The organism is Dactylosporangium sp. NPDC051485, from assembly GCF_040682015.1.
Taxonomy (GTDB): Bacteria; Actinomycetota; Actinomycetes; order Mycobacteriales; family Micromonosporaceae; genus Dactylosporangium.
The window spans coordinates 186,281-203,894 of the sequence record NZ_JBFAZW010000002.1 but is presented as its reverse complement, the minus strand read 5'-3'; the positions used below and the strand labels follow the sequence as shown (position 1 = coordinate 203,894).

General features: G+C 71.7%; 17 protein-coding genes and 2 pseudogenes. 5 read left to right on the top strand and 14 right to left on the bottom strand.

The window, feature by feature from the left end; all coding sequences use genetic code 11:
• Nucleotides 1–99 (top strand): annotated as a pseudogene (locus AB0M46_RS01970) (gamma-glutamyltransferase); the annotation flags it as partial.
• 30 nt (nt 100–129) lie between these two features.
• Here AB0M46_RS01970 and AB0M46_RS01965 read toward each other — a convergent pair.
• The 4 genes and pseudogenes from AB0M46_RS01965 to AB0M46_RS01950 form a co-directional block, all read right to left on the bottom strand.
• Nucleotides 130–933, bottom strand: a pseudogene (locus AB0M46_RS01965) (Hsp70 family protein); the annotation flags it as partial.
• A gap of 67 nt (nt 934–1,000) precedes the next feature.
• Nucleotides 1,001–1,762 (bottom strand): hypothetical protein, encoded by a 762-nt coding sequence (locus AB0M46_RS01960; protein WP_363332325.1) that lies wholly within the window; start codon nt 1,760–1,762, stop codon nt 1,001–1,003.
• A 155-nt stretch (nt 1,763–1,917) separates the two neighbouring features.
• Nucleotides 1,918–3,684: a PH domain-containing protein gene (locus tag AB0M46_RS01955; RefSeq protein WP_363332324.1), complete on the bottom strand. Its 1,767-nt coding sequence runs from the start codon at nt 3,682–3,684 to the stop codon at nt 1,918–1,920.
• Nucleotides 3,685–3,818: 134 nt separating this feature from the next.
• Nucleotides 3,819–5,405: a cellulose binding domain-containing protein gene (locus AB0M46_RS01950; protein ID WP_363332323.1), complete on the bottom strand. Its 1,587-nt coding sequence runs from the start codon at nt 5,403–5,405 to the stop codon at nt 3,819–3,821.
• Between the two features lie 310 nt (nt 5,406–5,715).
• Between AB0M46_RS01950 and AB0M46_RS01945 the strand changes: the two genes are divergently transcribed.
• Both AB0M46_RS01945 and AB0M46_RS01940 read left to right on the top strand, forming a co-directional pair.
• Nucleotides 5,716–6,276, top strand: coding sequence for a hypothetical protein (locus tag AB0M46_RS01945; protein WP_363332322.1), 561 nt, complete (start codon nt 5,716–5,718; stop codon nt 6,274–6,276).
• 1,036 nt (nt 6,277–7,312) lie between these two features.
• Nucleotides 7,313–8,251 carry a DUF2332 domain-containing protein gene (locus tag AB0M46_RS01940; protein WP_363332332.1) on the top strand — a complete coding sequence of 313 codons (939 nt, stop codon included), beginning with the start codon at nt 7,313–7,315 and terminating at the stop codon, nt 8,249–8,251.
• A 185-nt stretch (nt 8,252–8,436) separates the two neighbouring features.
• On the opposite strand, the gene AB0M46_RS01935 is transcribed toward AB0M46_RS01940, so the two are convergent.
• From AB0M46_RS01935 to AB0M46_RS01910, 6 genes are all read right to left on the bottom strand, one after another.
• Nucleotides 8,437–8,787 carry a DUF1707 domain-containing protein gene (locus AB0M46_RS01935; protein ID WP_363332321.1) on the bottom strand — a complete coding sequence of 117 codons (351 nt, stop codon included), beginning with the start codon at nt 8,785–8,787 and terminating at the stop codon, nt 8,437–8,439.
• A gap of 330 nt (nt 8,788–9,117) precedes the next feature.
• Nucleotides 9,118–9,258 carry a hypothetical protein gene (locus AB0M46_RS01930; protein WP_363332320.1) on the bottom strand — a complete coding sequence of 47 codons (141 nt, stop codon included), beginning with the start codon at nt 9,256–9,258 and terminating at the stop codon, nt 9,118–9,120.
• A gap of 27 nt (nt 9,259–9,285) precedes the next feature.
• Entirely contained in the window at nt 9,286–9,795 is a 510-nt protein-coding gene (locus AB0M46_RS01925) for a GNAT family N-acetyltransferase (RefSeq protein ID WP_363332319.1), read from the bottom strand.
• Entirely contained in the window at nt 9,795–10,655 is an 861-nt protein-coding gene (locus AB0M46_RS01920; RefSeq protein ID WP_363332318.1) for a hypothetical protein, read from the bottom strand. Before AB0M46_RS01920 ends, AB0M46_RS01925 begins: the two co-directional genes overlap by 1 nt.
• 61 nt (nt 10,656–10,716) lie before the next feature.
• A complete protein-coding gene (locus AB0M46_RS01915) occupies nt 10,717–12,018 on the bottom strand; it encodes a glutathionylspermidine synthase family protein (protein ID WP_363332317.1) in 1,302 nt (433 codons plus the stop codon).
• 1 nt (nt 12,019) lies between these two features.
• Complete coding sequence (locus AB0M46_RS01910; RefSeq protein WP_363332316.1) at nt 12,020–12,376, bottom strand: hypothetical protein; 357 nt, start codon at nt 12,374–12,376, stop codon at nt 12,020–12,022.
• A 197-nt stretch (nt 12,377–12,573) separates the two neighbouring features.
• On the opposite strand from AB0M46_RS01910, the gene AB0M46_RS01905 reads away from it, so the two are divergent.
• Nucleotides 12,574–13,137, top strand: a complete 564-nt coding sequence (locus AB0M46_RS01905; protein WP_363332315.1) for a WHG domain-containing protein — start codon at nt 12,574–12,576, stop codon at nt 13,135–13,137.
• Between the two features lie 9 nt (nt 13,138–13,146).
• Here the strand turns inward: AB0M46_RS01905 and AB0M46_RS01900 are convergent, their stop codons facing one another.
• From AB0M46_RS01900 to AB0M46_RS01890, 3 genes are all read right to left on the bottom strand, one after another.
• The gene (locus AB0M46_RS01900) at nt 13,147–13,473 is read right to left on the bottom strand and encodes a hypothetical protein (protein WP_363332314.1); all 327 of its coding nucleotides are present in this window, start codon (nt 13,471–13,473) and stop codon (nt 13,147–13,149) included.
• Nucleotides 13,470–14,081 (bottom strand): GNAT family N-acetyltransferase, encoded by a 612-nt coding sequence (locus AB0M46_RS01895; protein WP_363332313.1) that lies wholly within the window; start codon nt 14,079–14,081, stop codon nt 13,470–13,472. The genes AB0M46_RS01900 and AB0M46_RS01895 overlap by 4 nt, the downstream gene beginning before the upstream one ends.
• A 61-nt stretch (nt 14,082–14,142) precedes the next feature.
• The gene (locus tag AB0M46_RS01890) at nt 14,143–14,724 is read right to left on the bottom strand and encodes a TetR/AcrR family transcriptional regulator C-terminal domain-containing protein (protein WP_363332312.1); all 582 of its coding nucleotides are present in this window, start codon (nt 14,722–14,724) and stop codon (nt 14,143–14,145) included.
• Nucleotides 14,725–14,753: 29 nt separating this feature from the next.
• Between AB0M46_RS01890 and AB0M46_RS01885 the strand changes: the two genes are divergently transcribed.
• Nucleotides 14,754–15,992 (top strand): beta-ketoacyl-[acyl-carrier-protein] synthase family protein, encoded by a 1,239-nt coding sequence (locus AB0M46_RS01885; protein ID WP_363332311.1) that lies wholly within the window; start codon nt 14,754–14,756, stop codon nt 15,990–15,992.
• Here the strand turns inward: AB0M46_RS01885 and AB0M46_RS01880 are convergent.
• On the bottom strand, nt 15,989–17,551 hold the full coding sequence (locus AB0M46_RS01880) for an ADP-ribosyltransferase domain-containing protein (protein ID WP_363332310.1): 1,563 nt from the start codon (nt 17,549–17,551) through the stop codon (nt 15,989–15,991). The two genes, AB0M46_RS01885 and AB0M46_RS01880, sit on opposite strands and share 4 nt — an antisense overlap.
• Nucleotides 17,552–17,614 lie beyond the last annotated feature (63 nt).

Sequence of the window (17,614 nt, the reverse complement as noted above, 5' to 3'; positions counted from 1 at the left end):
ACGATCGTGCTGCAGCACGGCCGCCCGTTCCTGGCCCTGGGCTCCCCCGGCGGCTCGACCATCATCACCACGGTGCTGCAGATCCTGGTCAACCGCCTCGAACTCGTCGCGGGTCAGCTGGGCGTCGACGTTGAGCGGCGCCGGCATCTGCAGGACCACCGCGGGCGCCCGGGACAGCATCTCCTTGGCCACGCGGGCGTCGTGCCAGAGCATCCGCCGGTGCCGCAGCGACTCGGCGTCCTGCGCGTCGGCCATCCTGGCCCACAGCTCGGGGTCGCCCGGGGAGTACCGCTCCCCCAGCCAGCGCACGATGGTCGCGTCGATGTCGAGCCCGCCGACGTCGGTGAGCCCGTCGACGGCCACCGTCTCGAACCCGACCGGCCGGCGCGCCACCACGCTGGCGTCGAACGTGCCGGCGCCGAGGTCGTAGACGACGAGAGCCTTGCCGGTCGGCACCTGCTGCCCGAGCACCGCGGTGAACGCGTGCGCGGCCGCGACCGGCTCCGGCACCAGCAGCGCCGCGCCGAGCCCGGCCCGCCTGGCCGCCTCCGCGAGCACCGCCTTGCGCGCCGTGCCCCACCCCGCCGGGTGGGCCAGCGCCACCGCGAAGTCTTCGGACCCGGCCACCCGCCGCGCCTCGGCGAAGACGAACCGCAGCACCGCCGCGATGAGGTCGGTGACCGCCACCTCGCGCGCGCCGAGCAGGATCGCCTGCTCGTCGATGTGCTGCTTCGGGTTGGGCTCCAGCCCCGCCGGATCGAACCGCGCGTGGTGCAGCGCGTCCCCGCCGACCACGAGGTCCCCGGGCACTGGGGCGTCCGCCGGGGTCGCGCCGGACGCCGGACCCGGCTTGGTCGGGGCAAAGACGGCGGACGGGAGCAACGGGTTGGCATCGAACAGCAGCGGCCGGACGCGCCCGTCGGGCCAGCGCATGAGGGCCACGGTGTTCGAGGTGCCGAAGTCGATCCCGAGCCCGAAGGCCGCAGACATGTCCCTCATCCTAGTTCGGCGGGGAGCCCCCGAACGATCGCGTTTCGGACGGTACGGGCGCCGTCGCGGACAGCTCCCGGTAGGCCGCGAGGACGAGCTCGGTCCGCCCGGCCACCTCCGCGATGGGGTCCGCGCCGCCAACGACCGCATCGGATAGACGAGATGGGCTGGATGGGTTGGATGGGTCGGTCGCCAGCAGCGCCCGCACCCGCTCGACCCGCTCGTGCCCGCGCACCGACTGGGCCAGCCGCCGCAGCGCCCCGACCCGGGCCGCGAACTGCGCGTCGAGCTCCCGCCGCCGCTCCCCGAGGGCGGCCCGGCGCTCGTCCACCTCGGCGAGCAGCGCGGCGTCGGCCAGCCCGGCGGCGGCCGCGTCGAGCTCGTCGAGGTACCCGGCCAGCCGGGCCCGCTCCCGGGCCAGCTTGGCCAGGTGGAAGCCGGTCAGCGCGAGCGTCGGCCCGATGTCGGACGGCTCCGCCATGGCCCCGAGCGACGGCCACCCCTGCCGGATCTCCCCGAGCAGGTCGGCCGCCCCGCGCCACTGCGCCGCCCACTCCCCTTCGAGCCGGACGCCGGACCCCAGCCGGTACCGCACCACACAACCGGCTCCGGCGAGGAGCCCGGCGGCGGCGAGCAGCCCGGCCACGGGCGCGAGGGGCCAGAGCACCAGCCCGGCGAGCGGCGCCAGCCAGACCCACCAGGTCGTGCCGGCCGCACGCCGGGGATCGCGAACCACGCACACGGTTCGCCGGCCCACTTCGTGCCGCCCCATCGGCACATCATGCCCCACCATCGGGCGCTTCCAACCCACCCGCACCCGGCGGCGTTTTGTCCCGAAAGTCAGGCATACCGATCCTTTTCGCCCGCCAGGTTATATATCCGAAAAGTCGTGGCGCGCCAGCGCCCGACTTTTCGGATAAGCACCTTTCAGCTCAACAGCAAGGCGTACAGCAGGGACTCCACGATCCAGGCCGCGTACAGCAGCGCCGGCGCCGACGGGGCGACCGGCGCCGGCGGCAGGGAGATCACGTCGCGGATCTGGGCCCGGGCGCGCGCCGCCGCCCGCTCCGCCGAGAGCCGCAACGCCCCGGCGAGCTGGCCGCCGGTGCGCTCGTCGCCGGAGAGGAACCGCGGCAGCAGCGAGTGCTCCCCGCGGGCGGCGACGACCAGCCCCGCGCCGCGATGGTCGGTCTCGATGGTCACCGTGCCGTGGTGGTCGGCCCGCACCGCGTGCACGTCCGACCAGACCAGCAGCCGGGCGCCGACGCCGCCCACCACGCTCACCCCGGCGCCGTTCCAGCTGACCCGCGGGCGCAGGAAGAGGCGCCATCCGGCGAGGCAGGCGACGGCGACCATCGGGGCGGCGACGGCGACCGCGGTCCAGTACGACAGCCGCGGCAGCAGGTACGCCAGCAGCACGAGGAACGGCCAGGTGGAGCCGACGATCACCGCATAGCCGGAGAACCGGTTGTGGCGGTGGGTGTGCACCGTCTCCGGGTCCGCCGAGACGTCCTCCGGGCGCAGCGCCATGATCTCCTCGGGGCGCAGCGGGAGGCGGGCGGCGTCCACGGAAGCGTCGGGGTCGGCGCCGCCGAACATCGGGGCGAAGCGGCCGCTGCGGACCGGGCCGCGCGGGACCAGCAGCTCGCCGTCGACCGTGACCGCGCACCACTGGCGCTGGGCCGGCACGCCGAAGAGCACGCCGGGGCGGATGTCGTCGGAGCCGTTGCGGGTCAGGGCGAAGAACTCGACCAGGGCCGACTCGCCGGGGCGGGCGTCGGTGGCGTAGACGGCGACCCGTCCGCCGAGCGCCCAGACGTACACCTCGGTGGCCGGCTGCTCCCCCGCGAACAGGGCGCGGGCGGCGGCGCCGCGGGCGCGGGCGCGGGCCAGGCAGGCCGCGGCCAGGGCGGCCAGCAGCACCGCGAGGCTCAGCCAGCCGCTGGTGTCGTAGGGCTCGCTGACGAGTTGGAAGAGCCCGTCGCCGGTGACCAGGACGGCGACGTGCGAGCCGACCGGGTGCTCGCCGGCCTCGGCGACGGTGACGCGCACGGTGCCGCCGGGGAGGCGCACGTCGAGCGAGTACGGGTCCGGGTGGCCGGTGACCTCCGCCGTGACCCGCTCGGCGCCGTCCAGGCGGGCGTCGGCGCGCTCCTGCGCCAGCAGCGATCCGGCGGTGACGCCAAGGGCCCCGAGCAGCAGCAGTACCGCGAGCAGCCGCCAGCCCATGCCGTACCGCGGCAGAACGGAAGGCACCGGGGGCGCCCGGTGCGACGTGGTGGCCGCCCACATCTCGGCCGCGCCGCCCAACCCGGGCGGGGCCAGGCGCACGGCGACGAAGGCGAGCACGACGAGCGCCGCGTCGGCGCCGGTGACCCAGGCCGGGGAGGCCAGATCCGGGTGCGCGAGCTGCCACAGCACGTCGACGGCGAGGAACGCCCCGGCCAGCCAGGCGGTCACCGGCAGCGATACGAAGGCGACCAGCGGCAGGGCGCCGATCAGGCCCAGCAGCACCGCGTTGAGGTTGTCGGGGCCGCACGGGGCGGCGTCGCTGCACTCGATCGGCGGGTCGTAGGCCAGGTGCAGCGCGACGGCCGCGATCGCGGCCGCGGCCACGAGGAACGCGCGGACGCGGCGGCGGCGCGCGGGGCGCACGGTCCAGCCGAAGACGTCGGCGGTCAGCAGCGGGGTCATGTGCCGCCATTCTCCCGAGCGCGCGCAACGGGGCCGCCGCGGGGTGCCGCCGTGCTCTTGAGCGGCCGTTCCTGCTGATGCGGATACACGGCGGCGCCCGGTCTCGTGCGAGACCGGGCGCCGTTGTTGTTTGCTCAGCCGGTGTAGCCGGCGAAGATCTTCGAGAACTCGTACGGGGCCTGCGGCACGTTGGTGCACAGGTACAGAGCCCCGTTGCAGGCGTTGCGGTCGCGGCCCTCCTCCCAGAAGGAGAGCATGCCCAGGTGGTTGGTCTGGGCGAAGGAGACCAGCCGGCGGGCGGCGTTCTGGTCGTACGTGCCGCCGTCGTCGTTCTTGCCGAGCATCGGCGTGACGCCCAGCATGCGCCAGACCTGCGCGTCGGTCTTGCTCGGGTACAGGCCCTTGAGCTGGGTGAAGGTCGACTGCGCGGCCTGCACCGCGAAGGCGCCGTAGTCGCCGGTGGAGCGCTGGTAGTCCATCGCCATGATGTTGACCAGGTCCAGGTTGACCCCGGCGTCGCGGGCCGAGCGCACCACGTTGACCCCGTCGCTGGTCAGCCCCTCGGGCAGCACCGGCAGGGTCAGCGAGATCTTGACGTTCGGCCGGGCCGCCTGCAGCAGGGCCAGCGCCTGCGAGCGGCGGGCGATGGTGGTCGGGTCGGCCACCGCGGCGCCCTCGATGTCGAGGTCGATGTACTTGAGGCTGTAGGCGTCGACGACGGCCTGGTACTCCGCCGCGACCGCGGCCGGCGTGGTGCAGGCCTGCGCCAGCTCGATGCCGCTGGCCCCGCCGAAGGAGATCTTCACGTCGCCGCCCCGGGCCCGGATCGCGTCGATCTGGTCCTTGGCCCACGCGGCCCGCGGGTCGTAGGCGTTGAACCACGAGGCCTTGCAGCCCGCGCTGTTGACGAACGCGAGCGTGAAGTTCTTCAGGTTGCCGCCGGTGGCCATGTCGGTGAGCACCGGGGTGGGCCAGGCGCCCATGTCGACGTACGGCGCGACCGCGAGGGTCGTACCGCCGCCGCCCCCGCCCCCGCCGCCCCCGGCCTGCGTGGTCGCGCTGACCTGGTTGCTCGCCGCCGAGGTGTTGCCGGCCGCGTCGCGGGCCTTCACCGTGAAGGTGTAGGCGGTCGACGCGGAAAGGTCGGAGACGGTACCGCTGGTGCCCGTCACCGACGCCGCGAGGGTGCCCGCGCGGTAGATGTCGTACCCGGCCACCCCGACGTTGTCGGTCGAGGCACCCCAGGACAGGCTGACGCTGCTGGACGTGGTCCCGGTGACCGTCAGGTTGGTCGGCGCCGTCGGGGCCTGCGTGTCCACGACCCCGGCACACGAGGCAGCGTTGATCTTGCAGTTGGCCGGCTTGCCGGACCCGGAGACCAGGAACCCGAAGGTGGTCGACCCGCCGGGCGCGAGGGTCCCGTTGTACGTCCGGTTCGCCGCGGTCACGTGCGTGCCGCTCTGGCTGGCCAGGGTGTCCCAGTAGCTGCCGAGCGTGGAGCCGGACGGCAGGTCGAAGTCGACCTGCCACGAGGAGACGGTGGCGGCCGTCCCGTTCGTGATCGTGTACTTCGCCTGGTAGCCGGTGCCCCAGTCGGAGTCGTAGCTGAGCGTGGCGGTGAGCGAGCCGGCGGCCTGCGCCGGGCTGGCGACGGCCGCGATACCGCCGGCGGTCACCAGCACCGCCGCGGCCGCAAGCGCGAGCCGGAGTCGAGATGCCATGCATTGCCTCCCATGTGACGTGTCTAACGAGGAGGTCCCATTGAGGCACAACGATAAAGAAACTTAACTAAAAGTCAATGGCCCGCCCACGCGCCGGTCGCTCTCGGCCATCGCCAACGACGCCCGCCTCGCCGCTCTAGCCCAACCGTCACAAGCTGCGAGGATCGCAATCTCGGCAGTTCCTCGCCGGCTTTGCGCTCTCGGTCTGCGGCAGAAGCGCGCACCTGATCGTGCATCGAAGCATCGCGACGACGCTCATCGCGACGCCTACGAGGCCGGAACGTCCGCAGCGGGCGGTTCCTTGCGCGGTATGAAGCGGCTGAGGAACGCCACCGTCATCGTCGTCGTTCTCATGATCGGCGTGCTGGTCATGGTGGGCTTCAGCTACCTGTACCTGGCTGCTCACGTGGGCGTCTGGGCCGATGACCACAAGGCTGCGATCTCGGCCTCCAGCCAGCCTTATCTCAAGGAGGACGTCCTGATCGCCGGCATGATCATGGCCGTCGTCACGGGACTGTTCGCCCTCGCCGGGACCATATTGCTGCGGCGGTACCACCAGGGTGAGCCCAGCGGGTTCAACGGACTGCGTATCACTGTCTCGCTGTGCCTGGCCGCCCAGCTGACATGTGGTTGGTGGGCGTCGGCGCTCGCGTCGTTCGACGCGGTCGACAGCAGCGGAGCGCCCGTCGTGCTCATTGACGATGCGCCGGGATGGCTGCTCGTGCTCGTGCACGGCGGCCCGATCGCGGTCTCGGTGTGTGCGGTCGTCGCCATGGCGCTGCTCCTGCAGCCGAAGGCCAGACACGGTGCCTACGACACCTTGACGCTGCGCCTGATACCTGTCAGCCGTTCGCGCATGCCGCGCCGATGACGTCGTCCGGGCCGATGATCCGCAGCGACGAATCGCGGCATTATGCGGGTGAACTTCGTTCACCTGCGCCCCGGCGGGCCGCATAACGCCTGATATGCAGAGTGATCGAGGCACTGCGTGCCCAGTTCAAGGAGCCTCACGATCACCTGCATATGAAACATGAGCGTGCACCATTTGACGTTGTCGTTACCGTCCGGGGCGGTGATTCCGGGCGGGCTCGGGGATAATCAATCTCATGGGGCAGCTGTCATTCTTCAGTCGCACGGAATTGGCTGCCATGCGTGACCGGACCAGGTCTCGGCGCTATTGTCCGGCAACGGAGCAGTTCCGTCGGGAACACGAGCAGCATCGAGCGTGGGGCCTTGCCCAGCGCCACGCCCAGAAGCTACGCCGCATCCATGGTGGCGTCGCGCCGGCGACCACGGCCGACGACCGGCGACCCGACCCGGCCCCCGCGCCGGTCCCGCCGACGCTACCGCCCGAACAGGCCGAACACCCCGCCGAACACCCCGCCGACCGGGTCGCCGCCGACCACACCGATCCCGCACCGCCGGACCGGAAGGACGGCGCCGCAGCGTCCGGGCGCGCCCGCGAGGGCCGTCGCGCACCAACGCCACCGCCGCCGTCACGCCCGCCCGCCACCGCGGCAACGCGTCGAACAATCGGGCGCCATCCGCGCTCACCGGCAGCGAATCGCAGCCGGTTCTTGCATCTGCCACGCCCGGCCGGCTGCCAATTCCACCGAAGCCTGCGAAAGGTCGAGCACCATCCCAACGCGCCACCCGCGGAGCAATTCAGTGAATACGGCCGGGTAGGCCAGACGCATTGCTGCGCCTGGCCCCTAGAACGTGTGAGCACCTCGTCGGTGCACACGGCTCACGCGAGGGGGTGTGCCATCAGCTCGCGATGGGGCCCGATTCGTCTGGCATGGCCACTCGCCAACTATCGTGCGCAACTTCGCCATCGGACGTAGCCACCAGCGGTTGGGTGCGTCTGCTGCAGGGCGTTGGCGGCCGCGCTGCTGTGCGATCCTGACATGGTGACGGTTGCATCGATGTATGCCGAGTTCGCGGTGCGGGAGACGCGTGGGGTGTCGCCGACCTACGAGCGGTTGTCGTTGGCCATCGCCACCGATGAGACGATCCTGGCCCTGCTGCACGCCGTTCCCCCGTCGAACCGGCAGCCGAATCTGCTGCTCGGCGTGGTGCGTCTGCTCGGCGGTCCGGTTGATGATCCGGCCGCGTTCCATGACTTCACGGTGGCGAACTGGCCGGTGATCGAGGCGGAACTGCGCACGCGGGCCACGCAGACCAATGAGATCGGCCGCTGCGCCCTGCTGCTGCCGGTGCTTGCCTCGTTGCCCGAGCCGCTGGCGTTGCTGGAGGTCGGCACCGCCGCCGGGCTGAGTCTGTATCCCGACCGCTACACCTACCGATATGGCGATCATGAGATCGGCTCGAGCGGGCCGATCCTCGACTGCGCCCTCACCGGAACGGCACCGCCAACCAGACTGCCCGAGGTGGTGTGGCGGGCCGGCCTGGACCTGAACCCGCTCGACGTCACCAACCCGGCCGATGTCGCCTGGCTGGAGGCGCTGATCTGGCCGGAACACCACCACCGACGGGACCGGCTGCGGGCCGCCGCCGCGATCGCGGCCGCGGACCCACCGTCGCTGATCCGTGGTGACCTCGTGGACGATCTGCGGAGCCTGGCCGCCCAGGCTCCCGCCGGTGCGACACTGGTCGTGTTCCACACGTCAGTGCTGTATCAGGTCCCGGCCGCGCGCCGCGTGATGTTCGTGGAACGGGTGCGCGAACTGTCCGGGCACTGGATCTCCGTCGAAGGTTCGGACGTCCTGCCGCATCACGCGCTGCCGCCGGCACCGGACGAGGCGCTCTACAACGTGCTGGCGCTCGATGGAACACCGCTGGCCTGGACCCGCAGCCACGGGCAGGCGATGGCATGGTTCGGCTGATGGCCGGTGAGGTGGCCGGCCCGACACGCCGGTTGTACTGCACGAGGACCGCAGGGGCCGCGCATGCCCGCCGCGGCATGTTTGATTGACGGATGCGGATTGCCGGGCCGCCGCTTGCCAACGGCTGCCCGCGGCTCACCCACCTGGGTCAAAGCCACGTTCGGGCTGTCGGCTGCCCGCACTGGTCACATGCAGCCCATCGACGCCATCATCGTGCGCATATCACCCCACCCTGCCGCTGTAGCTACGGCGGTGCCGCCGAGTAGGACCACCAAAAGCACCGCGGCGAGCACCGCAGCAGTCGTCAGTGCGTGGCCCGCGCGGCGGTGCGTGGGGCCGGCGATCGGATCGGCGGCGGGTTCGGTGGGTAAATCGGCGGTGACCACGGCCAGTTCGCCGTAGGTCCGAGCACGGTTGACCACGTCGACCCGCTCGGCGAACTCGTCGAGTGAGAGCCGCCCGTCAGCGGTGTGCCGGTGCAGGGCTTCGATGGTCTGCTGGCGATCGCTGTCGCTGGCCCGCAGGTGTGCATCCATGGTGTCCGGCTCCTTCCGCTGCTCGTTCCACGCTACGTCGGGTTATGCGGTCTCATGCCGGGCACGCAGAACCAGTGCAGCATCGGCCAGGGCAGATTGCGCAGCACTGCGACGTAGGCCAGGCAAACGGTCGTATTGCTCATGGCGAGTTGCCACTGATGCGGAGCATGGGGTAGCCGTACGTCGAGGATCCAACCGGCCGCCCATGAACCGGATCCGGTCGAGAATGCCCCGGGAGCGAGCAACCGAAGGCCGCCGTGGGCCAGGCCACGGCGGCCGGAATGGTGCGGTTTTCCTGTATGCCGGTGATGCGACCACCGGCGGCCCGGACTAGAGAATGAAACGCTTGTCCGCGAGAGGACCGGCCGCCCCCGCCTCGACCGGCAGCCAGAAGGAATCTTCCGACGCGTCCTCCGGCTCGACGTTCACCTGTTGATCCCTGCCGTCACTGCTGAGCACCGCGCTGTCCATGTCACGAGGGCTACCCCTTGTGGGTGCTTACAAACGCATTGAGAGAACCAACACGTCTTGAGCCCCGGATCCGTAGTCCCGGGTGCGCTTCTCCAGGGTCAGGCCGGCCTTCTGGGCAACGCGCTGGGAGGCCACGTTGTCCGGATGGATGATCGCGATGAGCCGGCGCACGCCGAGCGCGTCGCGGGCGTGGTCGCGGCAGGCGATGGCGGCCTCGGTGGCGAGGCCGCCGCGCTGCAAGCCGGGCGCCACGTGGTAGCCGACCTCGATCTCGTCGACGCCGTCGACCCGCTGGATGGTGAGCCCGCAGTCGCCGGCGAACGCGCCGCCGTCGCGCAGGTGCATGATCCACAGGCCGTGGCCGTCCCGGCGGTAGCGGCGCTGGTTGAGCTCGATCCAGTCGAGCGTCTCCGGCCGGGTCTTCGGGCGGGGGTAGTACCGCATCACGGAGGCGTCCCCGAGCAGCCCGGCCAGGTCGTCCAGGTCGTCCGGGGTCATCTCGCGCAGGAGGAGCCGCGGCGTGCGCAGGACGGCCATCACTCGATGTACAGGTTGACCACGGCGCTGATCGGCAGGGCCACCATCACCAGGAGGAAGGCCAGGAGGGCGGCGGCCCCGCGCTGCTGCTGGGCGTGGATCGTCTTCAGGGTGCACGAGCCGGTGAGTACGAACCAGTCGATGAGGTACCGCGCCACGTACAGCCCCACGTAGGCCACCCCGAGGGCAATGCCGAAGCCGGCCAGACTTTCGGGCCAGGTGGTGAAGTCGCCGGCCATGGCCCCGTAGAGGATCAGGCCGACCGCGGTGAGCACGCCCGCCGACTCCAGGCCCTCGGTCACCCCACCGGCCGCCATCTCGGCCCGCAGGTTGCCGTACGAGACCAGGCTGTGCAGGTAGAAGGCGATGACCAGGCCGGCGATCCCGGCGACGGTGAACACGCCGATCGACGTCAGCGAGGTGCCCAGGTTGGGCGCGTGGCCGATGAAGGTGGCCCGCACGACCATGGCCAGGCCGAGGTAGAAGCCGAGCCGGACCAGACCCACCGAGAGCGGCACGGCGTTGAGCTCGCCGAGCTTGGTGGCCCGGGTGCGCAGGATCATCCAGTCGGTGATCCAGAAGCCGAGGATCGCCAGGAGGGTGGCCCAGACGACACCGCCGCCGACCCAGAGCAGCGAGTTCCAGCTGTGCAGATCCTGGCCGACGAGGCTGGACACGCCGATGACCTGCACGGCGACGAAGCCGACCCGCTGGACCAGATAGCCCCAGTTGGACCGCTGCCACAGCTCGTAATGGTCGTCGAACGAGGTGGCCGCGTTGAGCAGCCACCAGCCGCCGCCCAGCGCAAGGATCACGATGAGCACCTGGAGCACCGCGATCAGGGCGGCGGTACCGTTCATGCCGTCACATCCTAATTGGGACGAATCTATGCCTGCTGGGAGATGTAGCTAGGAGATGTAACTATTGGGAGAAATCAATGGTGTGCGGGACGAAATGGCTCAGGTTGTCGGTGATGAGGCCCGCGCTCTCCCGGATGCCGAGGCCCGCCGGCTCGCCGTCGATCATCCATACGCCGAGCACGGGATGCCACTCGCCGCCCCGCGGATCCGGGTACGCGGGTAGCGGGGCGAAGGCCTGGCACACGTAGGGGCCGCCGTAGTCGCCGGGGGCGCTGGCCACCGTGACCCCGTCGACCACGATCTGGACGTTGGCGCCCTCCCGCCCGAGCAGCGGCTTACGCACGTAGGACGTCATCCAGCCGGGCTTCTCCGACTCGAAGTACGCCGGCAGCAGCAGGTCGCGGCGGTCGGGGTCGTCGCCGTACAGGTGCCACAGGACCGGCAGGAGGCCCTTGTTGCTCCAGAGCATCTTGTAGGGCGGCTCGATCCAGACGGTGCTGTCCCGGCGCGGGTCGGCCATGTCGCGGAAGCACTGCTTGGCGAACTGCTCCTGCAGCATCCACTCCCACGGGTACAACTTGAAAATAACGTCGATGTGCTGCCCGTCGGGGTCGTAGAAGCGGTCCCCCGCCTGCACGTCGCCGGCCCCGATCTGGTCCATCCAGATGAACTTCGTGCGGAAGCCCATCGGCTCCAGCGCCTGCCGCGCCGTCTCCATGAGGTACTCGGTGTTGAACAGGTCCTCGCCGCTGTCCTCCTCGCGGTCGCACGCGAAGTGGATGGTGAGCGGGCTCAGCAGGTGGGTGCGGGCCTGGCGCAGCCGCGTGACGTTGCGCTTCCACGCCTCGACCAGCCCCTCGTGGATGAGGTTCCACTGGTCCTTGCCCTGGCGGGTCTGCTCGTGCCAGTACCACTGGGAAATGGCCGCCTCCGGAAGCGCCGTCGGCGTGTCGGCGTTGAACTCCAGCAGCTGCGGCCGGCCCGCGTACTCGCCCGCGTAGCGCAGGTCGAAGCGGCCGTAGACGCTCGGCGAGAAGTCGCCCTTGGAGCGGCCGCCGGGCTCGGTCTCGTCGTCCCACCAGGTGCGCTTGATCTGGTCCCAGGCGAGCTCGGGGATGCCCAGCAGCTGGAACATGTTGTGGTCGACGATGAAGTCGCCGGCGGCGACGCACATCTCGAACAGCGTCGCCGCCCCGGTCGACAACGCGTCGATCTCGGACGACGTGAAGTCGTAGAACGGGCCCTCGCGCCAGTAGGACATGGTGCCGCCGTCCGGCGTCGGGGTGTTGTTGTAGACGACCCCCTGCGTGGCGAGCTGCTCGCGCCAGTCCGGCCGGACGATCCCGTCGGCGATGCGGCGCACGTCAGCTCCCCGAACTGCCGTGGCTGCTGCTGCCGAAGCCGCCCGAGGTCACCTGGCCGTTGCTCACGTGCCCGGTGGCGGGCAGGCCGGCGTTGGAGCGGCCGACCGAGTCGGTCGAGGAAACCCGGCTGCCGCCGCTGAGGCGATAGCCGGGCGAGCGGCCGCGGCCGTAGCTGCCCGTGTAGTAATAATGGCCCGGCGAACCGTCGTCGCAGCGTGCGTCGGGCACGACCACGCCGTTCTGGTCCGCGCAGTAGGTCTGCTGCTGGCGGCCGCACGCGGCCAAGCCGCCGGTGGTGGCCAGTGCCGCAAGGGCGAGGTAGCTTCGTCCCAGCGGAACCGACTTGGATCGCCTCATCGTCTGCTCCCTCAAGTGTGCTTCTGCACGGTAGATGACCTTCGCAATCGAGGCGACCCGACGGGCTAGTGTGCGACAGTGTCAGGTACCGCACAAGAGGCATTCCGCGGCCACGCGTTCCCGCTGATGCCCCGCTTCGGCACTGTTGCCGGGATGGCCGGCGTGCTCATCGCCGGGGCCCGCCATACGCTGGGGCCATGGTTCGTGCCGGCCTCAACCGCCCCCTGGTCTGCGCCGCCGCGCTGGACCTCGCCGACGAGGCGGGGATCAAGCAGCTGACGATGACGGCCCTGGCGAGGCGGCTCGGTGTCGCCATTCCCAGCCTGTACGAGCACGTCAAGAACATGGAGGACCTGCTGGACGGGGCGGCGGGCCGGGCCACCGGCGAGATCGCCGACAAGCTCGACGAGGCGCTTTGCGGACGGACCCGGCTCGCCGCCCTGGAGGCCTACGCGGGGGCGCTGCGGGCCTGGGCCACCGCCCACCCGGGGCGCTACGCGGCGACCAAGCGGCCGCTGGGCGACCCGGCGGGCGCGGCGGCCCAGGCACGGGTCGTGGCCGGCTGCGCCACGCTGCTGCGCGGCTACGACCTGGAGGGCGAGCGGGGCGTGGACGCGGTCCGGTTCGTGCACAGCACGGTGCACGGGTTCATCGACATCGAGACCGACGGCGGCTTCCGCGCCGCCCGCGTCCTGGACCGCAGCTGGACCGGGGTGCTCGCCGCGGTCGACCGGGCCCTGTCCACCTGGCCCGCTACTTGACCTGGCCCGTCACTTGACCTGGCACTCCAGCCGCACGGCCGTCTCCAGGTTGTCGCCGACGAACACGAGCTGGTCGAAGCACTGCGCGTCGCCGCTGACGGCCTGGAAGCGGTACTTCCCGGGCTCCAGCCGCAACGAGAAGCGCTCGCCGTCGCCGAGCTTCTTGCTGAGGATCCGCTCGGCTCCGCTCCAGACGATCACGGTGCCCGCCCGGGGCTCGTCGCTCTCGGTCGGGCCGCCGGCGAAGACGATCTCGCCCTGGGCGGTGCCCTTGCCGCCGCAGGCCGTCAGCAGCAGCAGGGCGGCGAGCCCCAGGGCGGCCAGTCGGCGTGTCATGGGCGGGACGATACCCCGAAGTCGATCCGCATCACGGCCCGTCGCGGGGTCGGGCGGCTGACCTCCGCGAACCCGGCGGCGGCAAACACGCCGACGGTGCCCACGTACAGTTCGGCCGGCCACGGCACGTCCGCCCCGGGCTCGACCACCATCGGGTACCCCTCGGCCGCGGCCGCCCCGCGGTCCCGGGCGAGGTCCGCGGCGGCCTTGGCCAGGGCCGTGCTCACCCCTCGGCGGCGGAACCCGGCCCGCGTGACGAAGCAGGTGACGGCCCACACGCCGGGGTCGTCGCGGTCCTCGGCCCGCCCGGCCCAGGGCACCCGGGCGGCGCGCAGGCGGCGGTAGGCCGACCGCGGCTCGACCGCGCACCAGCCGGCCGGCTCGCCGTCGAGGTAGGCGACGAGGCCGGTGGTGGCCGGCGCGGTGGGGTCGCCGCACCGGGTCTGCGCGTACAGCGCCGCCGCCCGCTCCTCGACCGGGCCCTTGGCCCAGCCGCCGCCGGTGGTCTTGAAGTACTGGCACTGGCACCGGTGCGGGTCGCCCCGGTCGCCGAAGACCGCCTGCAGGTCCTCCCGGCTCGCCTCGTTCGCCGGCACCGCGGAAATCATGCCGCCATCCTGCCCTCACCGGGCCCAGGCCGGCCATGTCGACCGCCGCGCCATCCTGCCTTCACCGGGCCCGGATCGTGAGCAGGCCGGCCAGGTCGACGTCGCTGGAGCGCCCGCCGTAGCCGGACTCGGAGATCAGGCGGGCGCCGAGGACCGCGCTCCAGAAGGTGCGCACCTCCACCGGCGGCGGGCGCTCGACGGTCCAGCCCCGCCGGTCCAGCAGCGCCACGAGGTAGGTCTCGGCCCGGCGGAAGAGCACGGCGAGGTACGTCTGCACCACCGGCTGCAGCTCGGGCCGCAGCCGCGCGACCGACATCGCCTGGATCGCCCCCGGCAGGGCGGGCAGGGCCAGCGCGGTGCGGGCCACGGCGGCCCGGAAGCCGTCGGGGTCGCGCCGGTGCATACCCACCGCCTCGAGCCTGGCCGCGTCGCGCAGCAGCGTGGAGAGGGCCGCGTGGACGAAGAGGCCGTCCTTCGAGCCGAAGTAGTAGGTGATCTGGTGGGGGTACGCCTGGGCCGCCCGGGCGATCTCGGCGACGCTCACCGCCGCCGGGCCACGCGCGGCGAAGAGCTCGGCCGCGCACTGCAGGATGCGGGCCCGGGTGCGCCGGCCGCGGGCCCGGGCCGGCTCGGTGATGGACATTGCTTATTTGTATGCGATACAACTAGGTGATGGGAAGTACTGCTGACGTAGTTGTCACCGGACTCGGCGCCCTGACCCCGATCGGCGCCGACGTGGACGCACTGTGGGAGGGGGCCCTACAGGGCCGCTCCGGCGTACGACGCATCGATGACCTGCTGGCCGGCCACCCGCGCCTGGAGGAGATGCCGGTGCGCATCGGCGCACCGATGGCGGTCGCCCCCGACACCCTGCTCGACCGGGTCACCGCCCGGCGGATGGACCGCTGCGCGCAGGCCGCCGTGGTCGCCGCCCGGCAGGCGTGGGCCGACGCCGGCGCCCCCGAGGTCGACGGGGACCGCCTCGCCGTCGTCATCGCCACCGGCATCGGCGGCCTCAACACCCTGCTGGACCAGGACGACGTGCTGGAGGAGAAGGGCCCCGGGCGGGTCTCCCCGCTGGTCGTGCCGATGCTCATGCCCAACGGACCGGCTGCCTGGGTGAGCATCGAGCTCGGTGCCCGGGCCGGCGTCTACTGCCCGGTCTCGGCCTGCGCGTCCGGGGCCGAGGCGATCGCCCTCGCGGCCCGGCTGATCCGCCTCGGCGAGGCCGACGTGGTCGTCGCCGGCGGCACGGAGGCGGCGATCGCGCCGCTCACCCTGGCCGGCTTCGCCCAGGCCCGCACCCTGTCCAAGCGCAACGACGAGCCGGAGCGGGCCTCCCGCCCGTTCGACGTCGACCGGGACGGCTTCGTGCTCGGCGAGGGCGCCGGCGTGATCGTCCTGGAGCGGGCCGAGCGCGCCGCCGCCCGGGGCGCGCGGGTCCACGGCCGGCTGGCCGGGATCGGCATCACCTCCGACGCCTACCACATCACCGGCCTCGACCCGACCGGCAATGGCCGGATGAAGGCGATCACCAAGGCCCTCGCCGACGCCGGGCTGAGCAAGGCCGACGTCGGGCACGTCAACTGCCACGCCACGTCCACAAAGGCCGGCGACGTCGGCGAGGCCGCCGGCATCCGCCGGGCGCTCGGCGACCACGTCGTGCTGACCGCGCCCAAGTCCGGCCTCGGCCACCTGGTCGGCGCGGCCGGCGCGGTGGAGAGCATCCTCACCCTGCTGTCGGTCGTGCACGGCGTCATCCCGCCGACGCTCAACCTCGAGCGGAAGGAGCCCGACGTCGCCCTCGACGTGGTCACCGGCGAGCCCCGCAAGATGGAGCTCACCGCGGCCGTCTGCAACTCGTTCGGCTTCGGCGGCCAGAACGCGTCGCTGCTGTTCACAAAGCCCTAGCTCACCATCCGCTGGTCGGCCAGCTCGGCCAGCGTCACCGTGCACAGGCCGCCCCGCTCGGCCTTCACCTCCGTCACCTGCAGCTGCGTGCCCGGCGCGAGGATGAACTCCTCCTCGCCGGTGAACGCGGAGAAGTCGCGGATGCCCACGGCCCGGGCCGGGAGCACCTCGAACAGCGTGCGCTTGCCGCGCGAGCCGAGGAAGGCCCGGGCCACGCCGAGCTTCGAGGTGCACGAGGAGACGCCCCACCAGGTGACCGTCCTGCCCAGCGGATACTGCGCCCGCAGGTCCATGGCGACCCCGCGCCACAGCGGCTCGGTGCGCACCGGCAGCCGCGAAACCGCCGAGAAGAGCAGCCTGAGGTACGGCAGGTAAGGCGCCATCTTCCCGCGGTCGGGATCGCGCAGGGTGGCGTTGATGCGCCGGTAGAACGCCGACTCACAGGTGTAGAGGTAGAGGGCGGCGGCCTCGTCCGCGCTCAGCCCGTGGCCGTCCACGCGCCGGCCGAAGGTGTCCGAGGCCTCGACGTAGTAGTCCAGCCCGGACAGCAGCTCGGCCACCGGCTTGGCCGCCGCCCGGAAGTCCATCAGCGGCGTGGCGAAGACCCCGGTGATCTCCGGCAGCGCCAGGCCCTCGTCCTTCACGCTGGCCAGGCGTTCGAGGTACAGCTGGTGCAGCTCCATCGTCGAGGCGATGAACGCCCCCATGCGCTCGGCGCCCTCGCGCGGGGCCAGCTCGTTCCAGCCCGTGCTGGGCAGCCAGTCGATCGGCTCGGCGCCGAGCGACTCCAGCGCCGCGTTGACGGTGGCGAAGTGCTCGTTGTCGCAGAAGATGTCGCCCTGGGCCGCCGGGTTGGGGTGGTCGATGTGGCGGACCTCGACCCCCGGGTACCGCCGCTGCAGGCGCTGCACCAGGCTCTTCAGCCCGCGGGCGTGCGCGCCCCACCACGCGAACACGACGCCCCGGTCCTGCTCGTCGTCGGCGTCCTGCTTGGCCCGCAGGATCTCCTCGACGAGCCGCTCGATCACCGGCCGCCAGAAGGCGGTGTGCTGCTCCGGCCCCATGGCGCCGTCCGCGCTCGCCGTGAGGGAGGCGTTGAGCAGCAGCACACCCTGCGTGAGCATCGCCTGGAACCACTCCGGCGGCGCCACCGCGTCGCGCTCGCGCAGCAGCTTGCGGATGTCCGCGATCGGGGTCTTCTTCTGGATGCCGTACTTCCACATCGCCGCCGCCTTGATGATGCAGCGGATGCTGACGACCTTGCCGAACTGGCTGTCGGCCCAGTCGTGGAAGGTGTTGTCGAACATGGCGATGCCGGTGGCGCTCTCCGGCCGTGGATAGGGATTCTGGCCGAAGACCACGACCTTCCACTTGTGCGGCGGGTTGGGCTTCAACGCCTGGAACGTCAGCTCCCGCACCGGCACGATCTGCGGATCGCGGTGCGGCCCGATGAACGTGCCGGCGCCCGGCTGGTCCTCGATGACCGGCCCGAGCAGCGGCAGCCAGGGCTCACCCCCGCCCGTGAACAGCTCGGCCAGCTTCAACGGGTCGTCGCTCATCGCCGTACTCCCCCCGCACACTCCACTGTGGACGTCGCACGGTAACACCCCGTCGGGTATGTT

Excerpts from the sequence above, each read along its gene's own strand:
- AB0M46_RS01960 (WP_363332325.1), bottom strand. The coding sequence starts at position 1,762 with ATGGGGCGGCACGAAGTGGGCCGGCGAACCGTGTGCGTGGTTCGCGAT.
- AB0M46_RS01955 (WP_363332324.1), bottom strand. The coding sequence starts at position 3,684 with ATGACCCCGCTGCTGACCGCCGACGTCTTCGGCTGGACCGTGCGCCCC.
- AB0M46_RS01950 (WP_363332323.1), bottom strand. The coding sequence starts at position 5,405 with ATGGCATCTCGACTCCGGCTCGCGCTTGCGGCCGCGGCGGTGCTGGTG.
- AB0M46_RS01945 (WP_363332322.1), top strand. The coding sequence starts at position 5,716 with ATGAAGCGGCTGAGGAACGCCACCGTCATCGTCGTCGTTCTCATGATC.
- AB0M46_RS01940 (WP_363332332.1), top strand. The coding sequence starts at position 7,313 with ATGGTGACGGTTGCATCGATGTATGCCGAGTTCGCGGTGCGGGAGACG.
- AB0M46_RS01935 (WP_363332321.1), bottom strand. The coding sequence starts at position 8,787 with ATGGATGCACACCTGCGGGCCAGCGACAGCGATCGCCAGCAGACCATC.
- AB0M46_RS01930 (WP_363332320.1), bottom strand. The coding sequence starts at position 9,258 with ATGGACAGCGCGGTGCTCAGCAGTGACGGCAGGGATCAACAGGTGAAC.
- AB0M46_RS01925 (WP_363332319.1), bottom strand. The coding sequence starts at position 9,795 with ATGGCCGTCCTGCGCACGCCGCGGCTCCTCCTGCGCGAGATGACCCCG.
- AB0M46_RS01920 (WP_363332318.1), bottom strand. The coding sequence starts at position 10,655 with ATGAACGGTACCGCCGCCCTGATCGCGGTGCTCCAGGTGCTCATCGTG.
- AB0M46_RS01910 (WP_363332316.1), bottom strand. The coding sequence starts at position 12,376 with ATGAGGCGATCCAAGTCGGTTCCGCTGGGACGAAGCTACCTCGCCCTT.
- AB0M46_RS01905 (WP_363332315.1), top strand. The coding sequence starts at position 12,574 with ATGGTTCGTGCCGGCCTCAACCGCCCCCTGGTCTGCGCCGCCGCGCTG.
- AB0M46_RS01900 (WP_363332314.1), bottom strand. The coding sequence starts at position 13,473 with ATGACACGCCGACTGGCCGCCCTGGGGCTCGCCGCCCTGCTGCTGCTG.
- AB0M46_RS01895 (WP_363332313.1), bottom strand. The coding sequence starts at position 14,081 with ATGATTTCCGCGGTGCCGGCGAACGAGGCGAGCCGGGAGGACCTGCAG.
- AB0M46_RS01890 (WP_363332312.1), bottom strand. The coding sequence starts at position 14,724 with ATGTCCATCACCGAGCCGGCCCGGGCCCGCGGCCGGCGCACCCGGGCC.
- AB0M46_RS01885 (WP_363332311.1), top strand. The coding sequence starts at position 14,754 with ATGGGAAGTACTGCTGACGTAGTTGTCACCGGACTCGGCGCCCTGACC.
- AB0M46_RS01880 (WP_363332310.1), bottom strand. The coding sequence starts at position 17,551 with ATGAGCGACGACCCGTTGAAGCTGGCCGAGCTGTTCACGGGCGGGGGT.